The following is a 20,886-nucleotide window of genomic DNA, read 5'->3' as shown; positions in this document are numbered from 1 at the left end:
AAATGATAAACGTTACCAAAACTTTTTTACCATCAATTGAAGAATATAATCAATATTTACAGCGAGCCTGGAACAATCAATGGTTAACCAATCGAGGCGAATTAGTTAAAGAATTAGAACAGAAATTACAAAATTATTTATCCGTTTCGAATATCATATTAACGAATAACGGAACCGTACCTTTGCAAATCGCCCTAAAATTATTAGGCAATAATGGCGAGATAATAACGACACCTTTTAGTTATGTAGCCACAACAGCATCAATCGTTTGGGAAAATTGCACGCCAGTTTTTGTCGACATTCATCCCGAATATTTAACAATCGACGAAACTAAGATTGAAGCTGCCATTACAGATAAAACAACAGCGATTCTGGCAACCCATGTTTTTGGAAATCCATGCAATGTGGAAGCCGTAGAACGTATTGCAAAAAAACATAACATAAAAGTCATTTACGATGCGGCACATTGTTTTGGTGTAACATACAAAGGCAAATCTATTTTTGATTATGGCGATATAAGTACATGCAGTTTTCATGCAACAAAATTATTTCATACTGCAGAAGGCGGCGGCATGTTCACACAAGATAAAGAGTTGTATCATAAATTATTTTACAGTCATAATTTTGGTCATGACGGTCCACTTTCTTTTCATGGACTTGGCGTAAATGGTAAAATGTCTGAGTTGCAGGCAGCAATGGGCTTGGCTGTTTTACCACACATGGAGAGAATATTAACTGAGCGAAAAAAAGTAGTAGACTTTTACAATAACAATATTAACTTCTCAAAATTTGCTACTTTAAAAATTAGAGAAAATACTTCTTGGAATTATAGTTATTATCCCCTTATTTTTGAAAGCGAAAATCAATTGCTTCAAGTTCAAAAAGTATTAAATGAAAATCAGATTTTTCCAAGACGATATTTTTATCCTTCTTTGAATACAATTGAATATATAAGCGGAAAGGAAATGCCTGTTTCGGAGAGTATTGCATCGCGAATATTGTGTTTGCCTTTGTATGTTGGTTTGAAAACAGAAGATTTAATTAAAATCACCAATTTAATTCAAAAATAATGAACTTCAAGTTAGATGATGTTTTTAGTTTCTTAACTAGTAACGGAATACTTTATTCGGTTGAAAACAATAGTGAAGTTGAAAATATTTATGCAATTTCGAGTATTAAGAAAAAGATCTCGAAAGGTTTATATTATTTGACCTCTGAATATATTAGTCAGGCAGATGATATAAATGATAGTTTGATTTTTACTAATAAAGCTAATAATAAAAAAGATTCTAATATTTATATTATTGTAGATAACCCACAATTAGTTCATTATAAAATAGCATCCTCCATTACAAAAAAAACGCAAAGTTTTATACATCCCACTGCAATTATAGATGAAGAAGCCATATTACATCCTACTTGTTATATTGGCCCGTTCTGTATTATTGGGAAATGTGAAATTGGAGAAAATGTTCAGCTTTTGCATCATATCACTATTGAAGATAATGTCGTCATTAATAAAAATACAATTATTGAAGGACATTCAACAATAGGAGCAAGAGGAATGGCCTGGATTTGGGATGAAAATGGAAACAGAATAATGCAGCCTCAATTAGGAGGAGTAATTATTGATGAAGATTGTATCTTAGGTACTGATATAACCATAGTTAGAGGATCTCTTAATGAAAACACCTACGTTGGAAAAGGAGTAATAATAGCTCATGGATCGAAAATTGGACATGGAACAATAATTAAAGAAAAAGTTCATTTTGCTAATAATGTTAGTATTGCAGGAAATGCATGCATCGAAGCCAGAGTATTTTTAGGAAGTGCAAGCGTTGTTTCTTCAAACGTAGTCATCAGCGAAGGCTGTATAGTAGGAGCTGGAGCCGTTGTTAATAAGTCTTTTAATCAGCCAAATTGTACTTTGGTTGGTGTTCCCGCCAAGATTTTAAAAACCGAAAATTTTGAATACAAACCGAATGGTGCCCCAAAGCCATATAAAAAGTAAAAACCATGAAAACTAGTGTTATTGCCGAAAGCGCAAAAATTGATGAAAGTGTTACGATAGGTCATTTTTCTATTATTGAAGATGATGTAGTAATCGAAGAAGGCGCAAAAATTGGAAATTATACCATACTTCACAAAGGAGTTAAGATTTCTAAAAATGTAAAAGTTGGAAGCTATTGCGAAATTGATTCCAATTGTGTAATTAAAGAAAATGCGATTATCCAAGGTCGTATACGATTAGGCGAAAGCTGTTTAATCGAAGAAAATGTTACTATTAAATATGGTACAATCTTAACCTCAAATGTACTTTTAAAGAAGAATTGCTTTTTAGGACCAAATGTAATAACGCTTGGATCAACCCATAAAAGAGAAACAGTACACGGAACAATCATTGGCGAAAATACATATATTGGAGCCGGTTCTAAACTTGCAGGCGGTGTTGAAGTTGGCGATAATATTACTGTAGGAGCAATGAGTTTCGTTAACAAAAATATTCCTGATAGTGGAATTTATGTTGGAATTCCTGCGAAAAAAATAAAATAGATGCAGCCTAAAGTCAGTATTTGTTGTGTAACTTATAATCAGGCAAGTTACATTAAAGCTTCTTTAGATAGTTTTTTGATGCAGGAAACTAATTTTGACTTTGAAATTATAATACATGATGACGCTTCAACAGATGGGACTTCAGATATTATCAGGGAATATGAAAAAAAATATCCCAATATAATTAAACCTCAAATTCAAATTGAAAATCAGTGGTCAAAAGGAGTAAGAGGTATTTTTTCAAGATTTACTTTTCCAAGATCTGCGGGTAAATATATTGCTCTTTGTGAAGGTGATGACTATTGGACAGATCCTTTGAAATTGCAAAAACAAGTCGATTTTTTAGAAAATAATGAAGAAGTAAATATTTGTTTTCATAGGGCTAATCTTTTAAGAAACGGAAATTTTTCATTGCATGAAATACCATCTGATATTGAAGGAACGTTATTTTCGTATGTGGAACTTTTGCGCACTTATAATTTTATAACCACAGCAAGTGTTTTATTTAGAAAGCCAGAAGTTTTTCATTTTCCGGACTGGTATTATAAATTGCCTTTTGGAGATTTAGGAATTTATAAATTAGTTTCTGCGAATGACAAAAAAATCTACTGTATGCCGGATGTAATGTCTGTATATAGAATACATGACGAAGGAATGTGGTCAGGTTTGAGTCAGATAAAAGCCTATGAAAAATATTTAAGTTTTTACAAAAATATCTCTCCGGCTTTAAACGCTGAAGAAAAAAAAGCAGTTCAGGAAAAAGTAAAAGAAGCTTACTCAAAAATTGCCAAATTAAAATTTCCGGGAAACAGATTATTGCAAAAAATCTATTACAGCTATCTGTCTTTAAAATAGTAACAAAATGAATTCAATTATATCCATTATTATTCCGTGTTATAATTCTCAAGCAACTTTAGAAGCCACATTGGAATCTGTTATAAAACAAGATTTTCAAGAATGGGAAGCTATAATAGTCAATGATGGCTCGACTGATTCGACCGAAGAAATTGCTTTAAAGTGGGTTCAGGAAGATAAAAGATTTAAATATTATGCCAAACAAAACGAAGGTTTAGGCAAAACCAGAAATTTTGGAATAAATAAAGCATCAGGAATTTATATTTTGCCATTAGATTCAGATAACCTTCTCGAAAAGGATTTTATTAAAAATGCTTTGCAAATCTTTCAAAACAATTCAAACATAGGCGTTGTACATGGATATGCTGAATATTTTGGAGAGAGACAAGGACTTTGGAAAATAGAAGACTTTAATTTGCAGCAAATGCTGGTGCATAATTATATAGATGCCTGCGCTATTTATAAAAAAGAGTTATGGGAAAAAGTTGGTGGTTACGATGAAAAAATGCCTTTTCAAGGTCATGAAGACTGGGATTTTTGGCTGGCATTAGGAAATATAAATGCAAACTTTCACAATCTCCATACAGTAACTTTTAAATATTTTGTTTCAAACGGATCAATGATTAGAAGTTTTACTGATGATATGGTTTTGTTGAATCAGGATTATATCGTTAAAAAATATTCAAGATTATATCATAGCAGTTTTTGTACAGAAGTTTTGAAATCCCGTAATACAGAAGCTTACTTTTTAAACAAATTAAAAGGCAGGAAGTTTGTACTGAATCTTTTTACCAAAACTTTTTTTGGTTTCACAGTTTTCAAAGGAATTAACGTTAAGGAATAATATATTTTATCTAAATGAAATTATCTGTAGCATTATGCACTTATAACGGAGAAAACTTCCTGAGACAACAACTGGACAGTATTTTGAGTCAGACAAAAGCAGTTAATGAAATTGTTATTTGCGATGATAAATCTTCTGATGAAACCATAAATATTATAAAAGAGTATCAGGAAAAATATCCGGAATTAATTCATTTACATCAAAATGATCCGGGATTAGGAACCATTAAAAATTTTGAAAAAGCAATTTCATATACCAGCGGAGATTTGATTTTTTTGTCAGATCAGGACGATATCTGGTATCCGGAAAAAGTAGAAAAAAGCAGTCGTTTTTTTAAAGAAAATCAAAACTGTCTTTTATTATTTTCCGATGGAGATTTAATAGACGATCTGGGAGTAAAAACCGGATCTACACTTTGGAAGAAATGGGGATTTGATACAGAAACAAAATCGATTTGGCAGAATAATGAATTGGCTTTTAATTCTCTGATAAATGGAGATAATAAAATTACCGGAGCCACGGTTTGTTTCGACAAATCTTTAAAAAGCAAAATCCTTCCAATAGAACTGCCTCTTAATTATTGGCACGATGGATGGTTGGGAACACACGCCGCTGCAAAAGACGGCTTATTTTTTATCAGTGAATCATTAATTCAATATAGAGTTCATAACAATCAGCAAGTTGGTATTTCTAATGAAGGTTTAGGAACAATCACATTAAATGCAAATAAGGAATTCATCTCAAAAGAGGAATATTTCAGCAGATTAAGGAAAATATATCCAAAGCTGAAAAAATATATTCCTGTTCAAAAAAAGAAAAGTGTTTTCAAAAAACTTTTATTAAAAATTAAAAAAAGCTTTACTTAATTCATGATTCAAACAATCAAACCAATAGCAATTTACTTGCCTCAATTTCATCCTATTCCGGAAAATGATAAATGGTGGGGAAAAGGTTTTACAGAATGGACAAACGTAACTAAAGCGACTCCGAGATTTAAAGGACATTATCAGCCTCATCTTCCGGCAGATTTGGGTTTTTACGACCTGCGTGTCGAAGAATCCCGTTTGGCGCAGGAAGCCATGGCAAAAGAGCACGGAATTTATGGTTTCTGTTATTATCATTATTGGTTCAATGGCAAGAAAATTTTAGACGAACCCTTAAAACGTAAATTAAAAAATCCGAAAGAAGATTTTCCTTTTATGTTGTGCTGGGCAAATGAAAATTGGACACGTGCATGGGATGGTTTAGAAAAAGAAGTATTGCTTCATCAGGATTATAATGATGAGGATGATGCGGAACACATGAATTTTTTATGTCAGACTTATTTCTCAGATTCCAGATATATTAAACATGAAGGAAAACCTGTTTTTTTAGTTTACAGGCCTAAGCTTTTTAAAGACATAAAAAAGACAATTCAAATCTGGCGCGAAACAGCTAAAAAAAATGGAATTGAAGATTTACACATTGGCTATATGCAAAGCTGGGGCGTAAATGATGATCCTGCAGATTTGGGATTTGATTTTGCTACAGAATTCCAGCCGGATTTGGGATATAAGCCAGATACTAAAAAAACTTTAACGGATAGAATAATCATAAAAATTCGAAAAAAATTAGGTCTGAATGCCGAAAGAAAACAAAGCAAGCCGAAAGACCGAATTTGGGAATACACTGATTTTGTTGAAAAACAGAAAAGCAAAACATATAAAAACAATGTTTCGCCGGCGATAACTCCAATGTGGGATAATAGCTCGAGAAGAAAAAACAATGCCGTAATCTTCAATGAATCAACACCCGAAGCCTATGGAAATTGGCTGGAACATATTGTAAAAAAATATCCGTGGCAAAAAAACCCGGAAAAGTTCTTGTTTATTAATGCCTGGAATGAATGGGCAGAAGGCAACCATTTAGAACCTTGCCAAAAATGGGGGAAATCATATTTAGAAGCTACTAAGAATATTTTGAAGATCAACAAAAATGAAAAATAAGGTGCAATTTCTAGCCTATTATTTACCTCAATATCACCCAATACCGGAAAATGATGAATGGTGGGGAAAAGGTTTTACAGAATGGACAAATGTTGCCAAAGCAAAACCTTTATTTCAGGGACATTATCAGCCTGTATTACCGGCAGATCTAGGTTTTTATGATTTGAGGCTTCCGGAAACTCAGGAACATCAGGCTCAATTGGCAAAAGAATATGGCATTGATGGTTTTATCTATTACCAATATTGGTTTGGTAAAGATAAAATGCTGTTGGAAAGACCTTCGGAAGCAATGCTTCAAAATAAAAATATAGATCTTCCGTTTTGTTTTTGCTGGGCAAATGAAACCTGGAAAGGAATCTGGCACGGACTTGCCAATGCAGAAGTATTAATTGAGCAAACTTACGAGGGAGAAGAAGCCTATCGTTCTTATTTTGATTATTTGCTGCCATTTTTTAAAGATGAGAGATATATTAAAATCGATAATAAGCCGATGTTTCATATTTATAAGCCGGAAGAAATTCCGGATGTAAAACTATTTTTTGAACTCTTTAATAATCTCGCTGTTCAAAATGGATTTAGTGGAATTCATTTTATAGCGACCATTTGTTCTGCAGATTTTTCTTTAAAGAATGACGAAATATCCGGAAAAGTGGGAGTTGACGTTTTTATGCAAATGCGATACGGTTCTCAAAATGAAAGCTTTTATGCAAAAGTGCAAAGACGAATTCAAAGAATAATCAATAAAAAATTAAAACTCAACCGTCATCTCGATCAAAGAAATAAACCTTTGATTTTTGATTACAAAAAAGGAGTAGAAAAATTAAATCCGAAGTTATCCAATAAAAAAGATATTCCCTGCGTATTTCCTAATTGGGATAATACTGCGAGAAGCGGAAACAAAGCAATGATTTTTAAAAATTCAACGCCGCAAATCTGGCAGGAACATTTGCAAAAAGCGACAGATAATTTGATTAAAAGCGCAGACAATCCACAGATTTTAGTAATCAAATCATGGAACGAATGGGCAGAAGGCAATTATTTAGAACCGGATAATAAATTTGGGCATCAATGGCTTGAAGCAATAAAAAATGTAAAACAAAAAATAGTATAGTTTCAATGCACAACGGTCCTTTAGTTTCTTTTATAGTTCCATGTTATAATCAGGCACAGTTTCTGGATGAAACACTATTGTCTATATTTACGCAGACTTATGAAAATTGGGAATGCATTATTGTAAATGACGAAAGTCCGGATAATACAGAAGAAATAGCCCAAAAATGGGTAGAAAAAGATCCTAGATTTCAATACTTTTTTAAGCAAAACGGTGGTGTAAGCAGCACGCGAAATTTTGGTTTAGAAAAAGCAAAAGGAGAATACATACAGTTTTTGGATGCCGATGATTTAATTGCCAATAACAAATTAGAATTATCGTTGCAGATGATCAACGAATCGGTGAATAAAAATATCCAAATTGTATTTACTAATTTCAAGATGTTTACGGCAAATATCAAAAAAACCGAAGCACCATTTTGTAATTTAAACGAGGCATTATTTAGCTATGAAAATTTACTTTACAAATGGAACGAAGCCTTTTCAATTCCAATTCATACAGCATTAATAAAAACATCGTTAATAGGAAGTATTCGTTTTCCAGAAAACATGACGGCTCAGGAAGATTGGATTTTTTGGGTAAATCTGTTTAGAAATCATCCACAGATTATCTTTATTGATAAACCGCTGGCTTTCTATCGTCGAAATATTTCAAGCAGAACTTTAAGCAGAGATATGCTCGAAGATCAATTGAAAGCGTATGAATATTTCAAAAACTTTCTTAGCGAAGAAGAGTTTCATAAAATGTCATTAGTTTTAATTTCGAGATATTACAGAAAAAGCGGTCATTTTATTCACGAATACAATCTCGTTAAAAAATCGAATACGTATAAAACAGGAAATTTTATTAAAAAAAGTTTACGTAAACTACGTCTCTTAAAGTTTGCAAAATCGATATTAAGAAAAATAAAATTCTAGTTTAATGCTCGCTATTGTAATTCCGTATTATAAACTTACCTTTTTTGAGGAAGCCTTAAAAAGCCTTGCCAATCAAACTGATAAGCGATTTAAGGTTTATATAGGAGATGACGCGAGCCCTGAAAATCCTTCAAAAGTATTAGAAAATTATACCTCACAATTTGATTTTGAATACCATAGATTTCAAACAAATATGGGCGGAATTTCATTAGTAAAACAATGGGAACGTTGTCTAAAATTGACCAAAAACGAAAAATGGTTATTGATTTTAGGAGATGATGATGTTTTAGATCATAATTGCGTGGCTGCTTTTTATCAAAATTTAGAAGAGATAGAAAAGCTGCAAATCAGCACGGTAAGATTCTCTACAAGAGTAATAGACAGCAAAGGAGAATTTATTTCAGAAACCTATTCACATCCAAAAATAGAAACAGCAACAGATTTTTTAATCCGAAAATTAAAAGGCGGAACAAGAAGTTCTTTAAGCGAATATATTTTTAAAAAAGAAGTTGTTGAAAAAGTTCAATTCAAAGATTTTCCATTAGCCTGGAACACGGATCTTTTGGCAATTCTGGAATTTTCTGAATGGAAAAACATTTTCACCATCAATGAAGCCCAGGTTTTTTTTAGATTAAGCGGACTTAATATTACAAGTAAAAAGGATGATGTTATTGTAAAGAACAATGCAAATTTTCAGTTTTACAAGTATTTATTAGCAAAACAATCTGATAAATTACCAAAGGAATTGATTGATACACTTTTTGAAAGAATTGAAAAAACCATTCTCGATAATAAAAAAAACAGCATGTACTGGATTACTCTTTTTTATCTGTACATTAAATTTTTTCAGATCAATAGATTTTTATCTTTGGGTTCAAAAATAAAAAAGAGCATAAAATGAAAATTTTAATTATTGCGCAAGATTTAAGAATTTCCGGCACGAGTGAAGGAGTCGTTTCAAGATCATTTATTGCCAGAACCAGAAAATCATATCCGGATGCAATAATCGATCTTTGCTATTTTATGGGATATGAACATCAATATGACAAGGAATTACTGGGCGTAAACGCTATAACTGAACATACAATAAAAAGAAAACCGCCTTATTATATCAAATTAATAAATGCGGTGTATAGAAGATTGTTTACAAAATCTATTTACAAAAATTATTATTTAAATCAGTTTGCAAAAGTTATTGGCAATATTGATTATCAAAATTATGATCATATTTTTATAAGAAGTTCAGGTTTAGAATATGAAACCATTTTAGGATCTAAAAAATTACCCATACTCAAAAAAGCGATCATTAATTTTCACGATCCTTATCCGTTTTTCTTCGATACAAGTTCAAATAAGGAATTGACAGACAGGGAATTATTGGATTTTAAAGAAATGTATGAAGTCGTACAATTGGCAAAAGCCTGTACAACACCTTCGACTTTGTTATCAAAAGACTTGCAGATTATTTACGGCAATCATAAAAAATTTTATACGTTGCCACATCAATATGACGCAGATGTTTTTGATTTGTCTGATAAAACAGAAGTGAGAAAAAAACAAAAGCCGATTTCATTTTCTTATCATGGCGGTTTGCAGTTTGGGAGAAATCTGGATATTCTGTTAGATGCTTTTGCCGCATTATGTGATGAAAACCAAAATATCAGAGAAAATGTAGAAATGGTTTTTAGATTGAAAAGTGCTGAAAATAATCGTTTAATTCAAAAATATAGCGCATATAAAAACATTCTCATTTTAGACGGATTAAATTTTTCTAACTCATCAAACGAACAAACTGAAGAATCAGATATTATAATTGTATTGGAAAGTTTCCTGGATTACAGTAATATTTTATTAGGGAAAGCACCTTTTGTGGCTTCACTAAATAAACCGGTTTTTGCTTTATTGCCGAAAGAATGTGAATTAAGAAAAATAATTAAAAACGAAAAATATATTGCGACTTCCAACAATGCAATCGAAATAAAAGAAAAGCTGCATAATCTCATTACCGATTTTTCAACTGCACCGGTAAACGCATTTGGAGATTACTTTTCGTTAGATCAATTTAAGAATAATTTAGAGGAAATTAATTAGACCAAACAATCTTAATATGCTCGCAATAGTTATTCCGTATTTTAAATTGACATTTTTTGAAGAAACCTTACAATCTTTGGCTGCTCAGACAGATAAAAGATTTAAAGTATATATTGGAGATGATTCAAGTCCTGAAAATCCGGAGCAATTATTAGAAAAATTTCAGGGAAATTTTGAATTTCAATACCAACGTTTTGAAGAAAACTTAGGAAGCACGTCTTTAACTAGACAGTGGGAACGCTGCATATCCTTAACTGCCAATGAAAAATGGGTAATGATATTAGGAGACGATGATATTTTAGGAAATAATGTTGTCGAAGAATTTAATAAAAATGTCTCCGAAATTGAATTGGAAAAGATTGCGGTTGTCAGGTTTTCAACTATAAAAATTGATGAAACCGGACAAATAAAAACAGATGTTTATAACCATCCTAAAATGGAGGAAGCAACAGATTTTTTATTTAGAAAAACACGAACTTCGTTAAGCGAATTTGTTTTTTTAAAGTCTAAGGTTGTAGAAATTGGATTTAAAAATTTTCCGCTGGCATGGTTTTCAGATGTATTGGCAATTTTAGAATTTTCTGATTTCAAAAGAATTTTTACTATTAATACAGCAGTTCTAAAAATAAGAATTTCAAATATCAGTATATCCGGAAATCAGGATAATTTGAAACTAAAATCTCAGGCAACATTTCACTATTATCATTATCTGGTTACGTTTAAAAGCAAACATTTTAGTGACGATCAAAGGAAAATTCTTTTAAGCAAATTGGGGAAATGTTATATAAACGACAAGAAAAATGCAGGTTACTTTTTTAAAATATCAAAAATCTATTTAAAGGATTTTTCAATTAAAGATTATTTCGAATTCATACAATCGGTATTTAAAAATTACTTTAAAAAATGAGAATAGGACTTAATCCGCATAAAGATGAAGTATTAACCAAATCGCAATATTTACATCAAATTATTGTTCCGGTTTTTATACCGAATCACGAAGGGTATTTTAAAGACAGTTTTGCTATTTTGCAGCTATGTTTAGAATCTTTATTTGGGACAATACACGATAAAACTTTTATAACGATTGTCAATAATGGCAGTGATATAGTTGTTGTAAGTTATCTGGATTTACTATTGAAAGAGAAGAAAATTCACGAACTAATCCATACCCAAAATATTGGAAAACTGAACGCAATACTAAAAGGATTAGCCGGAAATAATATAGAATTGGTTACCATTTCTGATTCGGATGTATTGTTTTTAAAAGACTGGCAAAAAGAAACGGTGAATATTTTTAAATCAGTTCCAAAAGCCGGAGTGGTTGGGATTGTGCCTCAGTTTAAAATGTATGAAAGTAATTGTGGAAATATATTGTTTGATAAAATTTTGAGTTCAAAACTTCAATTTCTTCCGGTAAAAAATAAAGATGGTTTAATACGTTTTTATGACAGTATTGGCTGGAAACGCGATTACAATCAGGATTATTTAAAATATAATTTAGGGCTTAAAATCAATAGTGATCTCAATATTCTTTTAGGTTCAGGTCATTTTGTGGCTACTTATAAAAAAGATATTTTTGAAGAAATAACAAGTTATATCGAGTTTAAAATGGGCGGTTCAAGTGAAGCATATTTAGATAAAGCCCCGCTTAAAAAAGATTATTGGCGCGTCACAACCCAGGATAATTATGCGTTTCACATGGGGAATACTTTAGAAGACTGGATGATTGTTCCTGAATCTTTAGAAGAAGATATGGAGCACTTAAATTGCGGTTTTGAGAAAAACGAAATTATAAATCCATTTTTATATTGGATAAAAAACAGGCTTTTCGTAAAATTTATTTCGATCAAAGTATTGGTAAAGTTATTTTTGAAGTGGAAAAAATTACCTAAAGAAATGATTTCAAAATATTAGTAAATGGCCTCTATTTCCAAAGAATTTTCAATATTAATTACAACCAAAAATCGAAAAGATGATCTGGCTCTTACATTAGGTAAAAGCCAAAATCTATTAGACAGAGAAGATGTTGTGTTCCTGATTTGCGATGATGGATCGACAGACGGAACAGATGCATTTATTCAGAAAGAATATCCGAATATTCAATTCATTCGAAACAATAAAAGTAAAGGATTAATTTACAGCAGAAACAGATTAATGGATTTGGTCACGACGGAATTTGCCATTTCTATTGATGACGATTTGCATTTTATTACGCAAAATCCACTGGAAATAATTACGAATGCTTTTAATGAAAATCCAAAAATAGGGTTGTTTGGTTTTAGGATTTTCTGGAATCTTGAGGAACCAAAAACAAATAATTCTAACGCTGTTTCGCATCGTATGAAAAGTTTTGTGGGCTGCGGTCATGTTTGGCGAATGAAAGCCTGGCGGGATATTCCGAATTATCCGGACTGGTTTATTTTTTATGGAGAAGAAGATTTTGCCTCCTATCAGTTATTTAAAAAAAAATGGGAGATTCATTATTTGCCCGAAGTTTTAGTCAATCACAGAGTAGATGTAAAATCCCGTAAAAAAAATGCGGATTACAGTTTGCGGTTACAACGTTCATTGCGAGCAGGCTGGTACCTGTATTTTTTATTTTATCCGATTAAAATTATTCCGCGAAAATTGGCCTATTCAATTTGGATGCAATTAAAATTAAAAGTTTTTAAAGGCGATTTCAAAGCCCTAAAAGCACTTTTATTAGCACTATTAGATTTGATGATTTCAATACCAAAAATCATTAAAAATACAAATCGATTATCAATACAGGAATATCAGGATTATCAAAAATTAGAAGAAACAAAAATCTATTGGAAACCGGAAGATAACTAATTTAGCCAAATGAAAACCATTGCAATTATTCCAGCCCGGGGAGGATCTAAACGATTGCCTCAAAAAAACATAAAATTATTGGGTGAAATTCCGTTGCTTGCGCATAGTATTTTATATGCGAAAGCAAATAAAGAAATCATTGACGAAATTTATGTTTCTACAAATGATAAGGAAATAAAAAAAATTGCGTTAGAATTTGGAGCAAAAGTGATTAGCCGTCCGGAAAATATTTCGGGAGATTTAGAACCAACGGTTTCAGCCCTGAAAGATGTTTTGGAGCAAATTCCGTATGAAGTTGAAAATGTTGTTTTGTTGCAGGCTACAAATCCGCTTCGACCAGAAAATTTATTGCAGGAAGCATTTCAAACTTTTGAAAAAGGAAAATACAATAGTTTATTTACCGTTTCCAGAAATCATCAGAAATTTGGAAAAATAGAAAACGGGAAATTTATTCCGTTTAATTACGAAATTGGTCAGAGAAGTCAGGATTTAGAACCGCTTTTTTTTGAAAACGGATTGCTTTATATCACAAAAGCCGCTCTGATTATGAAAAATATAATTATTGCCGAAAATGCATTTCCTTTCAAAATAGATTCTATTTTTGCCGGCGTAGATATCGACACTCAGGAAGATTTTGATTACGCCGGATATTTATACCAAAAACATACAAAACCCTAATTCATAACCTACTTATGAACCCATTTATAGAAATTGCAGGACGAAAAATCGGACTAGATTTTCCTCCTCTAGTTATTGCCGAAATCGGAATTAATCACGAAGGCTCATTGCAGGTTGCCAAAGAAATGGTAGATGCTGCAAAAAGAGCAGGTGTTGAGGTTGTAAAACACCAAACCCATATTGTGGAAGATGAAATGAGCGGAGCGGCTAAAAAAGTAATTCCGGGCAATGCTGATGTATCAATTTATGAAATCATGGAGCGCTGTTCATTAAATGAAGCAGATGAACTTGAGCTTAAAAATTATGTTGAAAGCAAAGGCATGATTTTTATTTCGACACCGTTTTCTCGTGCTGCGGCCGAAAGACTAAAGAAATTTGATATTCCGGCCTATAAAATTGGTTCGGGAGAATGTAATAATTATCCCTTATTAGAACATATTGCTTCTTTTGGTAAACCTGTTATTTTAAGCACAGGAATGAACACAATCGAAAGTATTCAAAAAGCTGTTGCTATTTTCGACAAATATAATATTCCCGTTGCCCTTTTACATACTACAAATTTATACCCAACGCCAATTCATTTGGTTCGTTTTGGAGCGATGACAGAATTGCACAACGCTTTTCCGGATAAAGTTTTCGGTTTAAGCGATCATACTCTAAACAATAATGCTTGTTTAGGAGCAGTTGCTCTTGGCGCCAGTATTTTGGAAAGGCATTTTACTGATCACATGCAGCGCACAGGTCCGGATATTGTTTGCAGTATGGATGAAAAAGCATGCGCTGAATTGATTGTTTCGAGTGCAGAAATTGCCTTAATGCGAGGCGGAACAAAAAAGCCGGCATTAGAAGAACAAGTGACAATAGATTTTGCATTTGCTACCGTTTGCGCAATAGCGCCAATTAAAAAAGGCGAACAATTATCTAAACAAAATATTTGGGTAAAACGCCCCGGAACCGGTAAAATCTTAGCAGAGCATTTTAATGATTTAATTGGAAAAACGGCTTCACGAGATATTGAAAACGACGAGCAATTGGATTTTACTGATTTTGAGTAAATATTGTAAATGAAAAAAATCCTTTTCCTAACAGGAACACGTGCCGATTTTGGCAAAATAAAATCACTTATTTCGATTCTGGAAAAACAGCCGGAATTCGAAGTTTTTGTGTTTGTAACCGGAATGCATTTACAGGAAGTATATGGTTATACTTTGATTGAGATCGAACGCTGTAATTTTAAAAATGTTTTTACATTCGAAAATCACACGCACGAAACCACGATGGATTTAACATTGGCAAAAACCATCGAAGGATTATCAAATTATTGCAAAGACATAAAACCGGATATGATTGTCGTGCATGGTGACCGTGTAGAAACCCTTGCAGGCGCAATTGTAGGATCGCTTAATAATATTTTAGTTTCGCATATAGAAGGCGGAGAAGTTTCGGGAACCGTTGATGAATTAATTCGCCACAGCGTGAGTAAATTAAGTCACATTCATTTTGTTTCAAACAAACAAGCGGCAAAAAGATTGCTGCAAATGGGTGAAATCAAAGAATCAATTTTTACAATTGGTTCTCCGGATATCGACATCATGTTTTCAGATCAATTGCCGGATTTAGAAGTCGCAAAAGCCTATTATAAAATAGATTTTGAAAAATATGCCATTGTCATGTTTCATCCTGTAACGACCGAAATTAAGGAGATGCAAAAATATGCAGAAACCTTCGTCGATTCCTTATTGCAGGACAATCACAATTATATCGTCATATTTCCAAATAATGATTTAGGAAGCCAGTTTATTATAGAAGCTTATGAAAAACTGAAAGAAAATCCGAGATTTAGAATTTTTCCTTCCTTGCGTTTCGAATATTTTCTGACTTTACTAAAAAACAGTCAGTTTATCATTGGCAACAGCAGCGCAGGAATCCGGGAAGCTCCTTATTACGGAATTCCAATTATTAATATCGGAACACGCCAGCAAAACAGGGCAGTTCACGCCGATATTATCAATACGGATTATACTGAAAAAGGAATAAAAGAAGCGCTTTCCATTATTGATTCTCATAAAGTGCAAATTGTCGAAGATGATTTTGGCGAAGGAAACAGCAATGAATTATTTCTAAAAAGCATTCAAAAAGCGGATATTTGGCAACTGAATCATCAAAAACAATTTAGAGATTTTAAATAATCTGATCATAATTAAATGAAAAAATTAGGAATAGTAATAACTGACGGAGTAGGATACAGAAATTTTGTCATGAGTGATTTCATTACGGAAGCAGTGAAACAATTTGATAAAATTATCATTTATTCCGGTTTGCCAGAAAGTTGTTATCAGAATTTCAATAATTCAAAACTTGAAATAAAAGAACTGGCTGTTTTTACAGAAGGAAAATCAACATGGGCTTTTAGAAAATGGAAAGAAATCGCTCATTTAAAAAAATATAAATCCTTTTACGGAATGAATGATAATTTGGTTTCGGGTTATCCTAAAAGCAATTCAGTTCGTTCTTTGTTTGTAAAAAGCATTTATTCGTTTACGAGTCTTATAAACTCAAATTCAAGTATTTTATTAGCCGAGAAACTTCAATTTTCATCTTTTTCAAAAAATAAAATTACCAAAGAATATATCGAAATTCTTAAAAAAGATAATCCTTCGCATTTGTTTTTTACGCATCAGCGTCCGCCTTATTTAGCGCCGTTTTTGTATGCAGCGATTCAAATGAAAATTCCAACAAGCACTTTTATTTTTAGTTGGGATAATTTAGCTTCAAAAGGAAGAATGTTAGGAACGTTTAACAATTTTTTGGTTTGGAGTAATTTAATGAAAGAAGAGCTGCTTTACTTTTATCCAAATGTAAAAAATGAGGAAGTTCAGGTTGTCGGAACACCTCAGTTTGAACCTTATGTTCTGGATAAATATAAATCATCGAGAGAAAACTTTCTTTCTAAATTTGGATTAAACAGCACAAAAAAAATAATCTGTTACAGTTGTGCCGATGTTACAATTGGACCAAATGACCCAATTGTTATTAAAACTATTGCCGAAGCGATTCGAAATAATGAGATACAGGCAGAAGTACAGCTTTTAGTGCGTACTTCCCCGGCCGAAGATGACAGCAGATTCAAATCGATTCGTGATGAATTTCCGGAAATTATCTGGAATGTTCCAAAATGGATTCTGACCAGAGAAAATCATCAGGAAAGCTGGTCACAGCGAATTCCAAGTGATGAAGATATTACAGATTTAAGATCATTATTAGAAAATGCCGATTTAAGCATCAATATGTGTTCTACAATGAGTTTAGATTTTATGCTGTTTGATAAACCGGTAATTAATACTGTTTTTGGAAATCAAAAAAACGGTCTTTACAATGACCAGAGATTTTTAAATTATAACCATTATAAGAAAGTTATAGATGGTAATGCTGTAACAATCGCTAAAAATAAACAGGAATTAATCGACCAGATTAATCAGACTTTTAATAATCCTAACGAAAGAAAAACAGATAGAAAAGCAATGATTGATTTGCAAATTGGAAAAAAACTGGAAGGAACAAGCGAACGAATTGCTAAAACTTTAGTCTCATTTCATGACTAAAATAGCCATACTTTGTAACTATGAATTACTTCCTGAAAGAGTAGGAGGTATGGATTATTTTTTCTGGGATTTTGATAAAAAATGTAAAGAGAATAATATTGAAGTTGACTGGTTTTTTCCTAATACTTCAAATCATGGCGAATATTCTAATTTGACCATTTATAACAGCAAAACAGAAAGCGTTGAAAGCAATTTTCTTTCTTTTTGCAAAAAGCATCAACCGGAATATTCGCATATTATAACTCATTTTGTAGAATTATGTACTCCGTTTTTCTACAAAATAAGCAAACTTTCAAAAGCAAAAATTATTGCCGTCGATCATAATCCGCGACCTTTGAACGGATATCCATTCAAAAAAAGAATAAACAAAAGAGTAAAAGGAATTTTATTCTCCAGATATACGAATCTCTTTATTGGTGTATCAAATTATACCGTAAATGCAATTTTAGAAGATTTTGGTTCTCATTTAAAATCGAAAACCAGAACCATTTATAATGGCGTTATTTTAGACAGCATTTTAGTCAGAAACACCAGAAACGATATAAAACCAAGTTTTTTGGTTGCCTCACATCTTAGGGAATCAAAAGGGATTCAGGATTTGATAGAAGCTGTAAATAATCTTCCAACTCAAATAAAAGAAGAAATTAAAATAACAATTTACGGAGACGGACCTTATAAAAAACAATTAACTGAGAAAATTCAAAAATATGCTCTCGAAAAATGTTTTGTATTTATGGGAAGCAAAGCAAACCTAAACGAGATATTTTTTCAATATGATTATATGTTACAACCCACACATATGGAATGCTTTAGTTTGTCAATCCTGGAAAGTCTTGCCGCAAATGTTCCCGTAATTACAACTGCTGTTGGCGGAAATACAGAAGTAATTTCTAATGCAGAAAACGGATACATATTCGAGGCAAAAGACATCAGGGCATTAACCAAAATTCTCGAAGATATTTACTTAGGAAACAAAAAGATATCTGTTAATACAAGGGAATTAATTGCCAATTCCTTTTCTTTGCCAAAAATGGTAGAAAATCATTTCAGACTAATTTTATAAGAAAACCATAAATTTAAAATTTCATAAGTACCACAGATGTTTTTTAACTCCATAGCATTTGCTATTTTTTTGCCAATCGTTTTTTTCTTGTATTGGTTTGTTTTTAATAAAACCAAAAGCACTCAAAACGCCTTATTAATCGTTGCCAGTTATTATTTTTATTCTTGTTGGGATTGGAGATTTTTGTTTTTATTGGTTTTTTCTACATTTCTGGATTATTATACGGGAATTCAAATTGAAAAAGGAAAGTCAGAAAGAAGTCGAAAATTTTGGTTCTGGCTTAGTATTTTGGTCAATTTAGGTTTTCTGGGCATTTTTAAATACTACAACTTTTTTGCGGCATCTTTCTCAGATTTATTGAATTCTGCCGGATTTAAAGCAAGCCCAATTTTATTGAATGTGATTCTTCCTGTCGGAATTTCATTTTATACTTTCCACGGATTATCATACGTAATCGACATTTATTACAAACGAATAAAAGCCGAATACAACTTTGTAGACTATTCATTATTTGTGAGTTATTTTCCGCTTTTAGTTGCCGGGCCAATAGAAAGAGCCACACATTTACTCCCTGAAATAAAAGTAAAAAGAGAATTTGATTTAGAAAAAGCCAAAGAGGGAATCTATCAAATCGTTTGGGGATTAGTCAAAAAAGTGATTATTGCAGATACCTGCGCGACTTATGCAAACGCAATTTTTGATAATTACACATCAATGAATTCATTCTCCTTAATATTGGGAGCCATTTATTTTGCCTTTCAGATTTATGGCGATTTTTCAGGTTATTCAGATATTGCGTTGGGAGTTTCAAAACTATTTGGATTAGATTTATTGCGAAACTTCAATTATCCTTATTTCTCCAGAGATATTGCCGAGTTTTGGCGCCGCTGGCATATTTCGCTTTCATCGTGGTTTCGTGATTATTTATATATTCCGTTAGGCGGAAGCAAAGGCGGAATCTGGATGAAAATCAGAAACACGTTTATCATTTTTGTAGTCAGCGGATTTTGGCATGGAGCAAATTGGACGTATTTGGCCTGGGGATTTATAAACGCGGTTTATTTTTTGCCGCTGTTACTATCAAACAGTAACCGAAATAATATGGATGCGATTGAATTGAAATTTAATTTTAATTCGATAAAAGTAATATTGAGTATTTTTTATACTTTTTTCCTGACCTGCGTCGCCTGGGTATTTTTTAGGGCGAAGACAATTACAGACGCAATTTTGTATTTAAAAAGAGTGATTACCAATCATGATTTCAAATTTCAATATCTGGACAATGAAAGATATAGTTACGAACTGTTGCTTATGATTGGAATTTTTGTTCTGATCGAATGGAATAACCGCAACAAAATAGAACCTCTTTCAGGAAAAGGAAGCCTTTTGAAACTGTCTTTGGCAATATTGGCTATAATGGCTTTCGGAACTTTTTCAGATTATAAAGAATTTATATATTTTCAGTTTTAATGAAGAAATTTCTAATTTATACAGTTAAAATTATTGTGATCACGATTTTGATCGCTATAGTTTTGGACGGACTTTATACGTATGTCTTTTTACAATCTTCGAATAGAGGTAAAATAGAAACTGTTTTTAACTCAAAACCTCAAAAATTTGATGTGGTTATTTTAGGTTCATCTCGTGCCAATAATCATTTTGTTGCTCAAATGCTTGAAGACAAAGGCTTAAAAACCTTTAATTACGGAATGAGCGGAGGACATTTATTTGAAGCTTCTTTACTATTGAAATTAATGATCGAGAGAAAATATGAGATTAAAAACGTAATTCTCGAAGCCGATTTAAATCTTTCTAACGATCATGAAGCTGAGGGGATTTCTGCTAAATTCTTGCCATACATTCACAATTCAAAAGTGATAAAAGATCATTTTTCTTCACAGGAAAACTTTAATGAATTATATTATATTCCTTTTTACAGATATATTAAATATGATGGGAAAATAGGATTTAGAGAAACATTTTTTACGTTGTTACATAAAAAAACAAATGCTCTCGATAATTTGGGATATTATCCGTTGGAGAAACACAAAAACGGAAATATGAAAAATAATATTACCAATTTAAAACCGTTGAAGCATAATAAATATTACGAAGAAATAAAAAATATGTGCAAAGCCAATCATATTAATTTCATCGCAGTAATGACGCCGATGTGCGAAAATGTAGTAGGAATGAATTATTTTGATAAAGTAAAAAAAGCTTATCCGGAAATTCATAATTATGAAAATGTCGTAGTCGAAAACAAATATTTTTCGTCTTGCGGACATATGACGGATCAAGGGGCAAAAATGTTTACAGCCAGAATTATAAAAGACTTTTTTAAGAAATAAT

21 protein-coding genes are annotated in these 20,886 nt (G+C 32.0%); all 21 read left to right on the top strand.

Annotation, left to right across the window (positions count from 1 at the left end):
- Positions 1 to 2 precede the first annotated feature (2 nt).
- Genes AC3QL1_RS01635 through AC3QL1_RS01535 form a run of 21 tightly spaced genes read left to right on the top strand, consistent with a single transcriptional unit; the run spans position 3 to position 20,885 of the window.
- Entirely contained in the window at positions 3 to 1,070 is a 1,068-nt protein-coding gene (locus tag AC3QL1_RS01635; RefSeq protein ID WP_492494585.1) for a DegT/DnrJ/EryC1/StrS family aminotransferase, read from the top strand.
- A complete protein-coding gene (locus tag AC3QL1_RS01630; RefSeq protein ID WP_492494583.1) occupies positions 1,070 to 2,011 on the top strand; it encodes a hypothetical protein in 942 nt (313 codons plus the stop codon). The genes AC3QL1_RS01635 and AC3QL1_RS01630 overlap by 1 nt, the downstream gene beginning before the upstream one ends.
- Before the next feature lie 5 nt (positions 2,012 to 2,016).
- Positions 2,017 to 2,553: a DapH/DapD/GlmU-related protein gene (locus tag AC3QL1_RS01625; protein WP_492494582.1), complete on the top strand. Its 537-nt coding sequence runs from the start codon at positions 2,017 to 2,019 to the stop codon at positions 2,551 to 2,553.
- Complete coding sequence (locus AC3QL1_RS01620) at positions 2,554 to 3,408, top strand: glycosyltransferase (RefSeq protein ID WP_492494580.1); 855 nt, start codon at positions 2,554 to 2,556, stop codon at positions 3,406 to 3,408. It begins immediately after the preceding gene.
- A gap of 7 nt (positions 3,409 to 3,415) precedes the next feature.
- Positions 3,416 to 4,252: a glycosyltransferase family 2 protein gene (locus AC3QL1_RS01615; protein WP_492494578.1), complete on the top strand. Its 837-nt coding sequence runs from the start codon at positions 3,416 to 3,418 to the stop codon at positions 4,250 to 4,252.
- Between the two features lie 14 nt (positions 4,253 to 4,266).
- Positions 4,267 to 5,118 (top strand): glycosyltransferase family 2 protein, encoded by an 852-nt coding sequence (locus tag AC3QL1_RS01610; protein WP_492494576.1) that lies wholly within the window; start codon positions 4,267 to 4,269, stop codon positions 5,116 to 5,118.
- 3 nt (positions 5,119 to 5,121) lie between these two features.
- A complete protein-coding gene (locus AC3QL1_RS01605; protein ID WP_492494574.1) occupies positions 5,122 to 6,237 on the top strand; it encodes a glycoside hydrolase family 99-like domain-containing protein in 1,116 nt (371 codons plus the stop codon).
- Positions 6,227 to 7,348, top strand: a complete 1,122-nt coding sequence (locus AC3QL1_RS01600; RefSeq protein WP_492494572.1) for a glycosyltransferase WbsX family protein — start codon at positions 6,227 to 6,229, stop codon at positions 7,346 to 7,348. Before AC3QL1_RS01605 ends, AC3QL1_RS01600 begins: the two co-directional genes overlap by 11 nt.
- A 5-nt stretch (positions 7,349 to 7,353) precedes the next feature.
- A complete protein-coding gene (locus AC3QL1_RS01595; protein ID WP_492494570.1) occupies positions 7,354 to 8,265 on the top strand; it encodes a glycosyltransferase family 2 protein in 912 nt (303 codons plus the stop codon).
- A 4-nt stretch (positions 8,266 to 8,269) separates the two neighbouring features.
- Complete coding sequence (locus tag AC3QL1_RS01590; protein WP_492494568.1) at positions 8,270 to 9,166, top strand: glycosyltransferase family 2 protein; 897 nt, start codon at positions 8,270 to 8,272, stop codon at positions 9,164 to 9,166.
- Entirely contained in the window at positions 9,163 to 10,356 is a 1,194-nt protein-coding gene (locus AC3QL1_RS01585) for a glycosyltransferase family protein (protein ID WP_492494566.1), read from the top strand. Before AC3QL1_RS01590 ends, AC3QL1_RS01585 begins: the two co-directional genes overlap by 4 nt.
- A gap of 16 nt (positions 10,357 to 10,372) precedes the next feature.
- Complete coding sequence (locus AC3QL1_RS01580) at positions 10,373 to 11,263, top strand: glycosyltransferase family 2 protein (protein ID WP_492494565.1); 891 nt, start codon at positions 10,373 to 10,375, stop codon at positions 11,261 to 11,263.
- Complete coding sequence (locus AC3QL1_RS01575) at positions 11,260 to 12,270, top strand: glycosyltransferase family A protein (protein WP_492494563.1); 1,011 nt, start codon at positions 11,260 to 11,262, stop codon at positions 12,268 to 12,270. The genes AC3QL1_RS01580 and AC3QL1_RS01575 overlap by 4 nt, the downstream gene beginning before the upstream one ends.
- 3 nt (positions 12,271 to 12,273) lie before the next feature.
- Positions 12,274 to 13,191, top strand: coding sequence for a glycosyltransferase family 2 protein (locus tag AC3QL1_RS01570; protein ID WP_492494561.1), 918 nt, complete (start codon positions 12,274 to 12,276; stop codon positions 13,189 to 13,191).
- 9 nt (positions 13,192 to 13,200) lie between these two features.
- Positions 13,201 to 13,869 carry an acylneuraminate cytidylyltransferase family protein gene (locus tag AC3QL1_RS01565; protein WP_492494559.1) on the top strand — a complete coding sequence of 223 codons (669 nt, stop codon included), beginning with the start codon at positions 13,201 to 13,203 and terminating at the stop codon, positions 13,867 to 13,869.
- A gap of 14 nt (positions 13,870 to 13,883) precedes the next feature.
- A complete protein-coding gene (gene neuB, locus AC3QL1_RS01560; protein WP_492494557.1) occupies positions 13,884 to 14,924 on the top strand; it encodes an N-acetylneuraminate synthase in 1,041 nt (346 codons plus the stop codon).
- A gap of 9 nt (positions 14,925 to 14,933) precedes the next feature.
- Positions 14,934 to 16,058 (top strand): UDP-N-acetylglucosamine 2-epimerase, encoded by a 1,125-nt coding sequence (neuC, locus tag AC3QL1_RS01555; protein WP_492494555.1) that lies wholly within the window; start codon positions 14,934 to 14,936, stop codon positions 16,056 to 16,058.
- Positions 16,059 to 16,073: 15 nt separating this feature from the next.
- Complete coding sequence (locus AC3QL1_RS01550; RefSeq protein WP_492494554.1) at positions 16,074 to 17,471, top strand: CDP-glycerol glycerophosphotransferase family protein; 1,398 nt, start codon at positions 16,074 to 16,076, stop codon at positions 17,469 to 17,471.
- Positions 17,464 to 18,534, top strand: coding sequence for a glycosyltransferase family 4 protein (locus tag AC3QL1_RS01545; protein WP_492494552.1), 1,071 nt, complete (start codon positions 17,464 to 17,466; stop codon positions 18,532 to 18,534). The genes AC3QL1_RS01550 and AC3QL1_RS01545 overlap by 8 nt, the downstream gene beginning before the upstream one ends.
- A 36-nt stretch (positions 18,535 to 18,570) precedes the next feature.
- A complete protein-coding gene (locus AC3QL1_RS01540) occupies positions 18,571 to 20,004 on the top strand; it encodes an MBOAT family O-acyltransferase (RefSeq protein WP_492494550.1) in 1,434 nt (477 codons plus the stop codon).
- On the top strand, positions 20,004 to 20,885 hold the full coding sequence (locus tag AC3QL1_RS01535) for a hypothetical protein (RefSeq protein ID WP_492494548.1): 882 nt from the start codon (positions 20,004 to 20,006) through the stop codon (positions 20,883 to 20,885). The genes AC3QL1_RS01540 and AC3QL1_RS01535 overlap by 1 nt, the downstream gene beginning before the upstream one ends.
- The last annotated feature ends 1 nt before the right edge of the window (position 20,886 follow it).

This window comes from Flavobacterium sp. GW823-FHT04A11, from assembly GCF_058796535.1.
The sequence above is the reverse complement of the archived record's forward strand: the minus strand, read 5'-3'. Positions and strand labels throughout refer to the sequence as shown.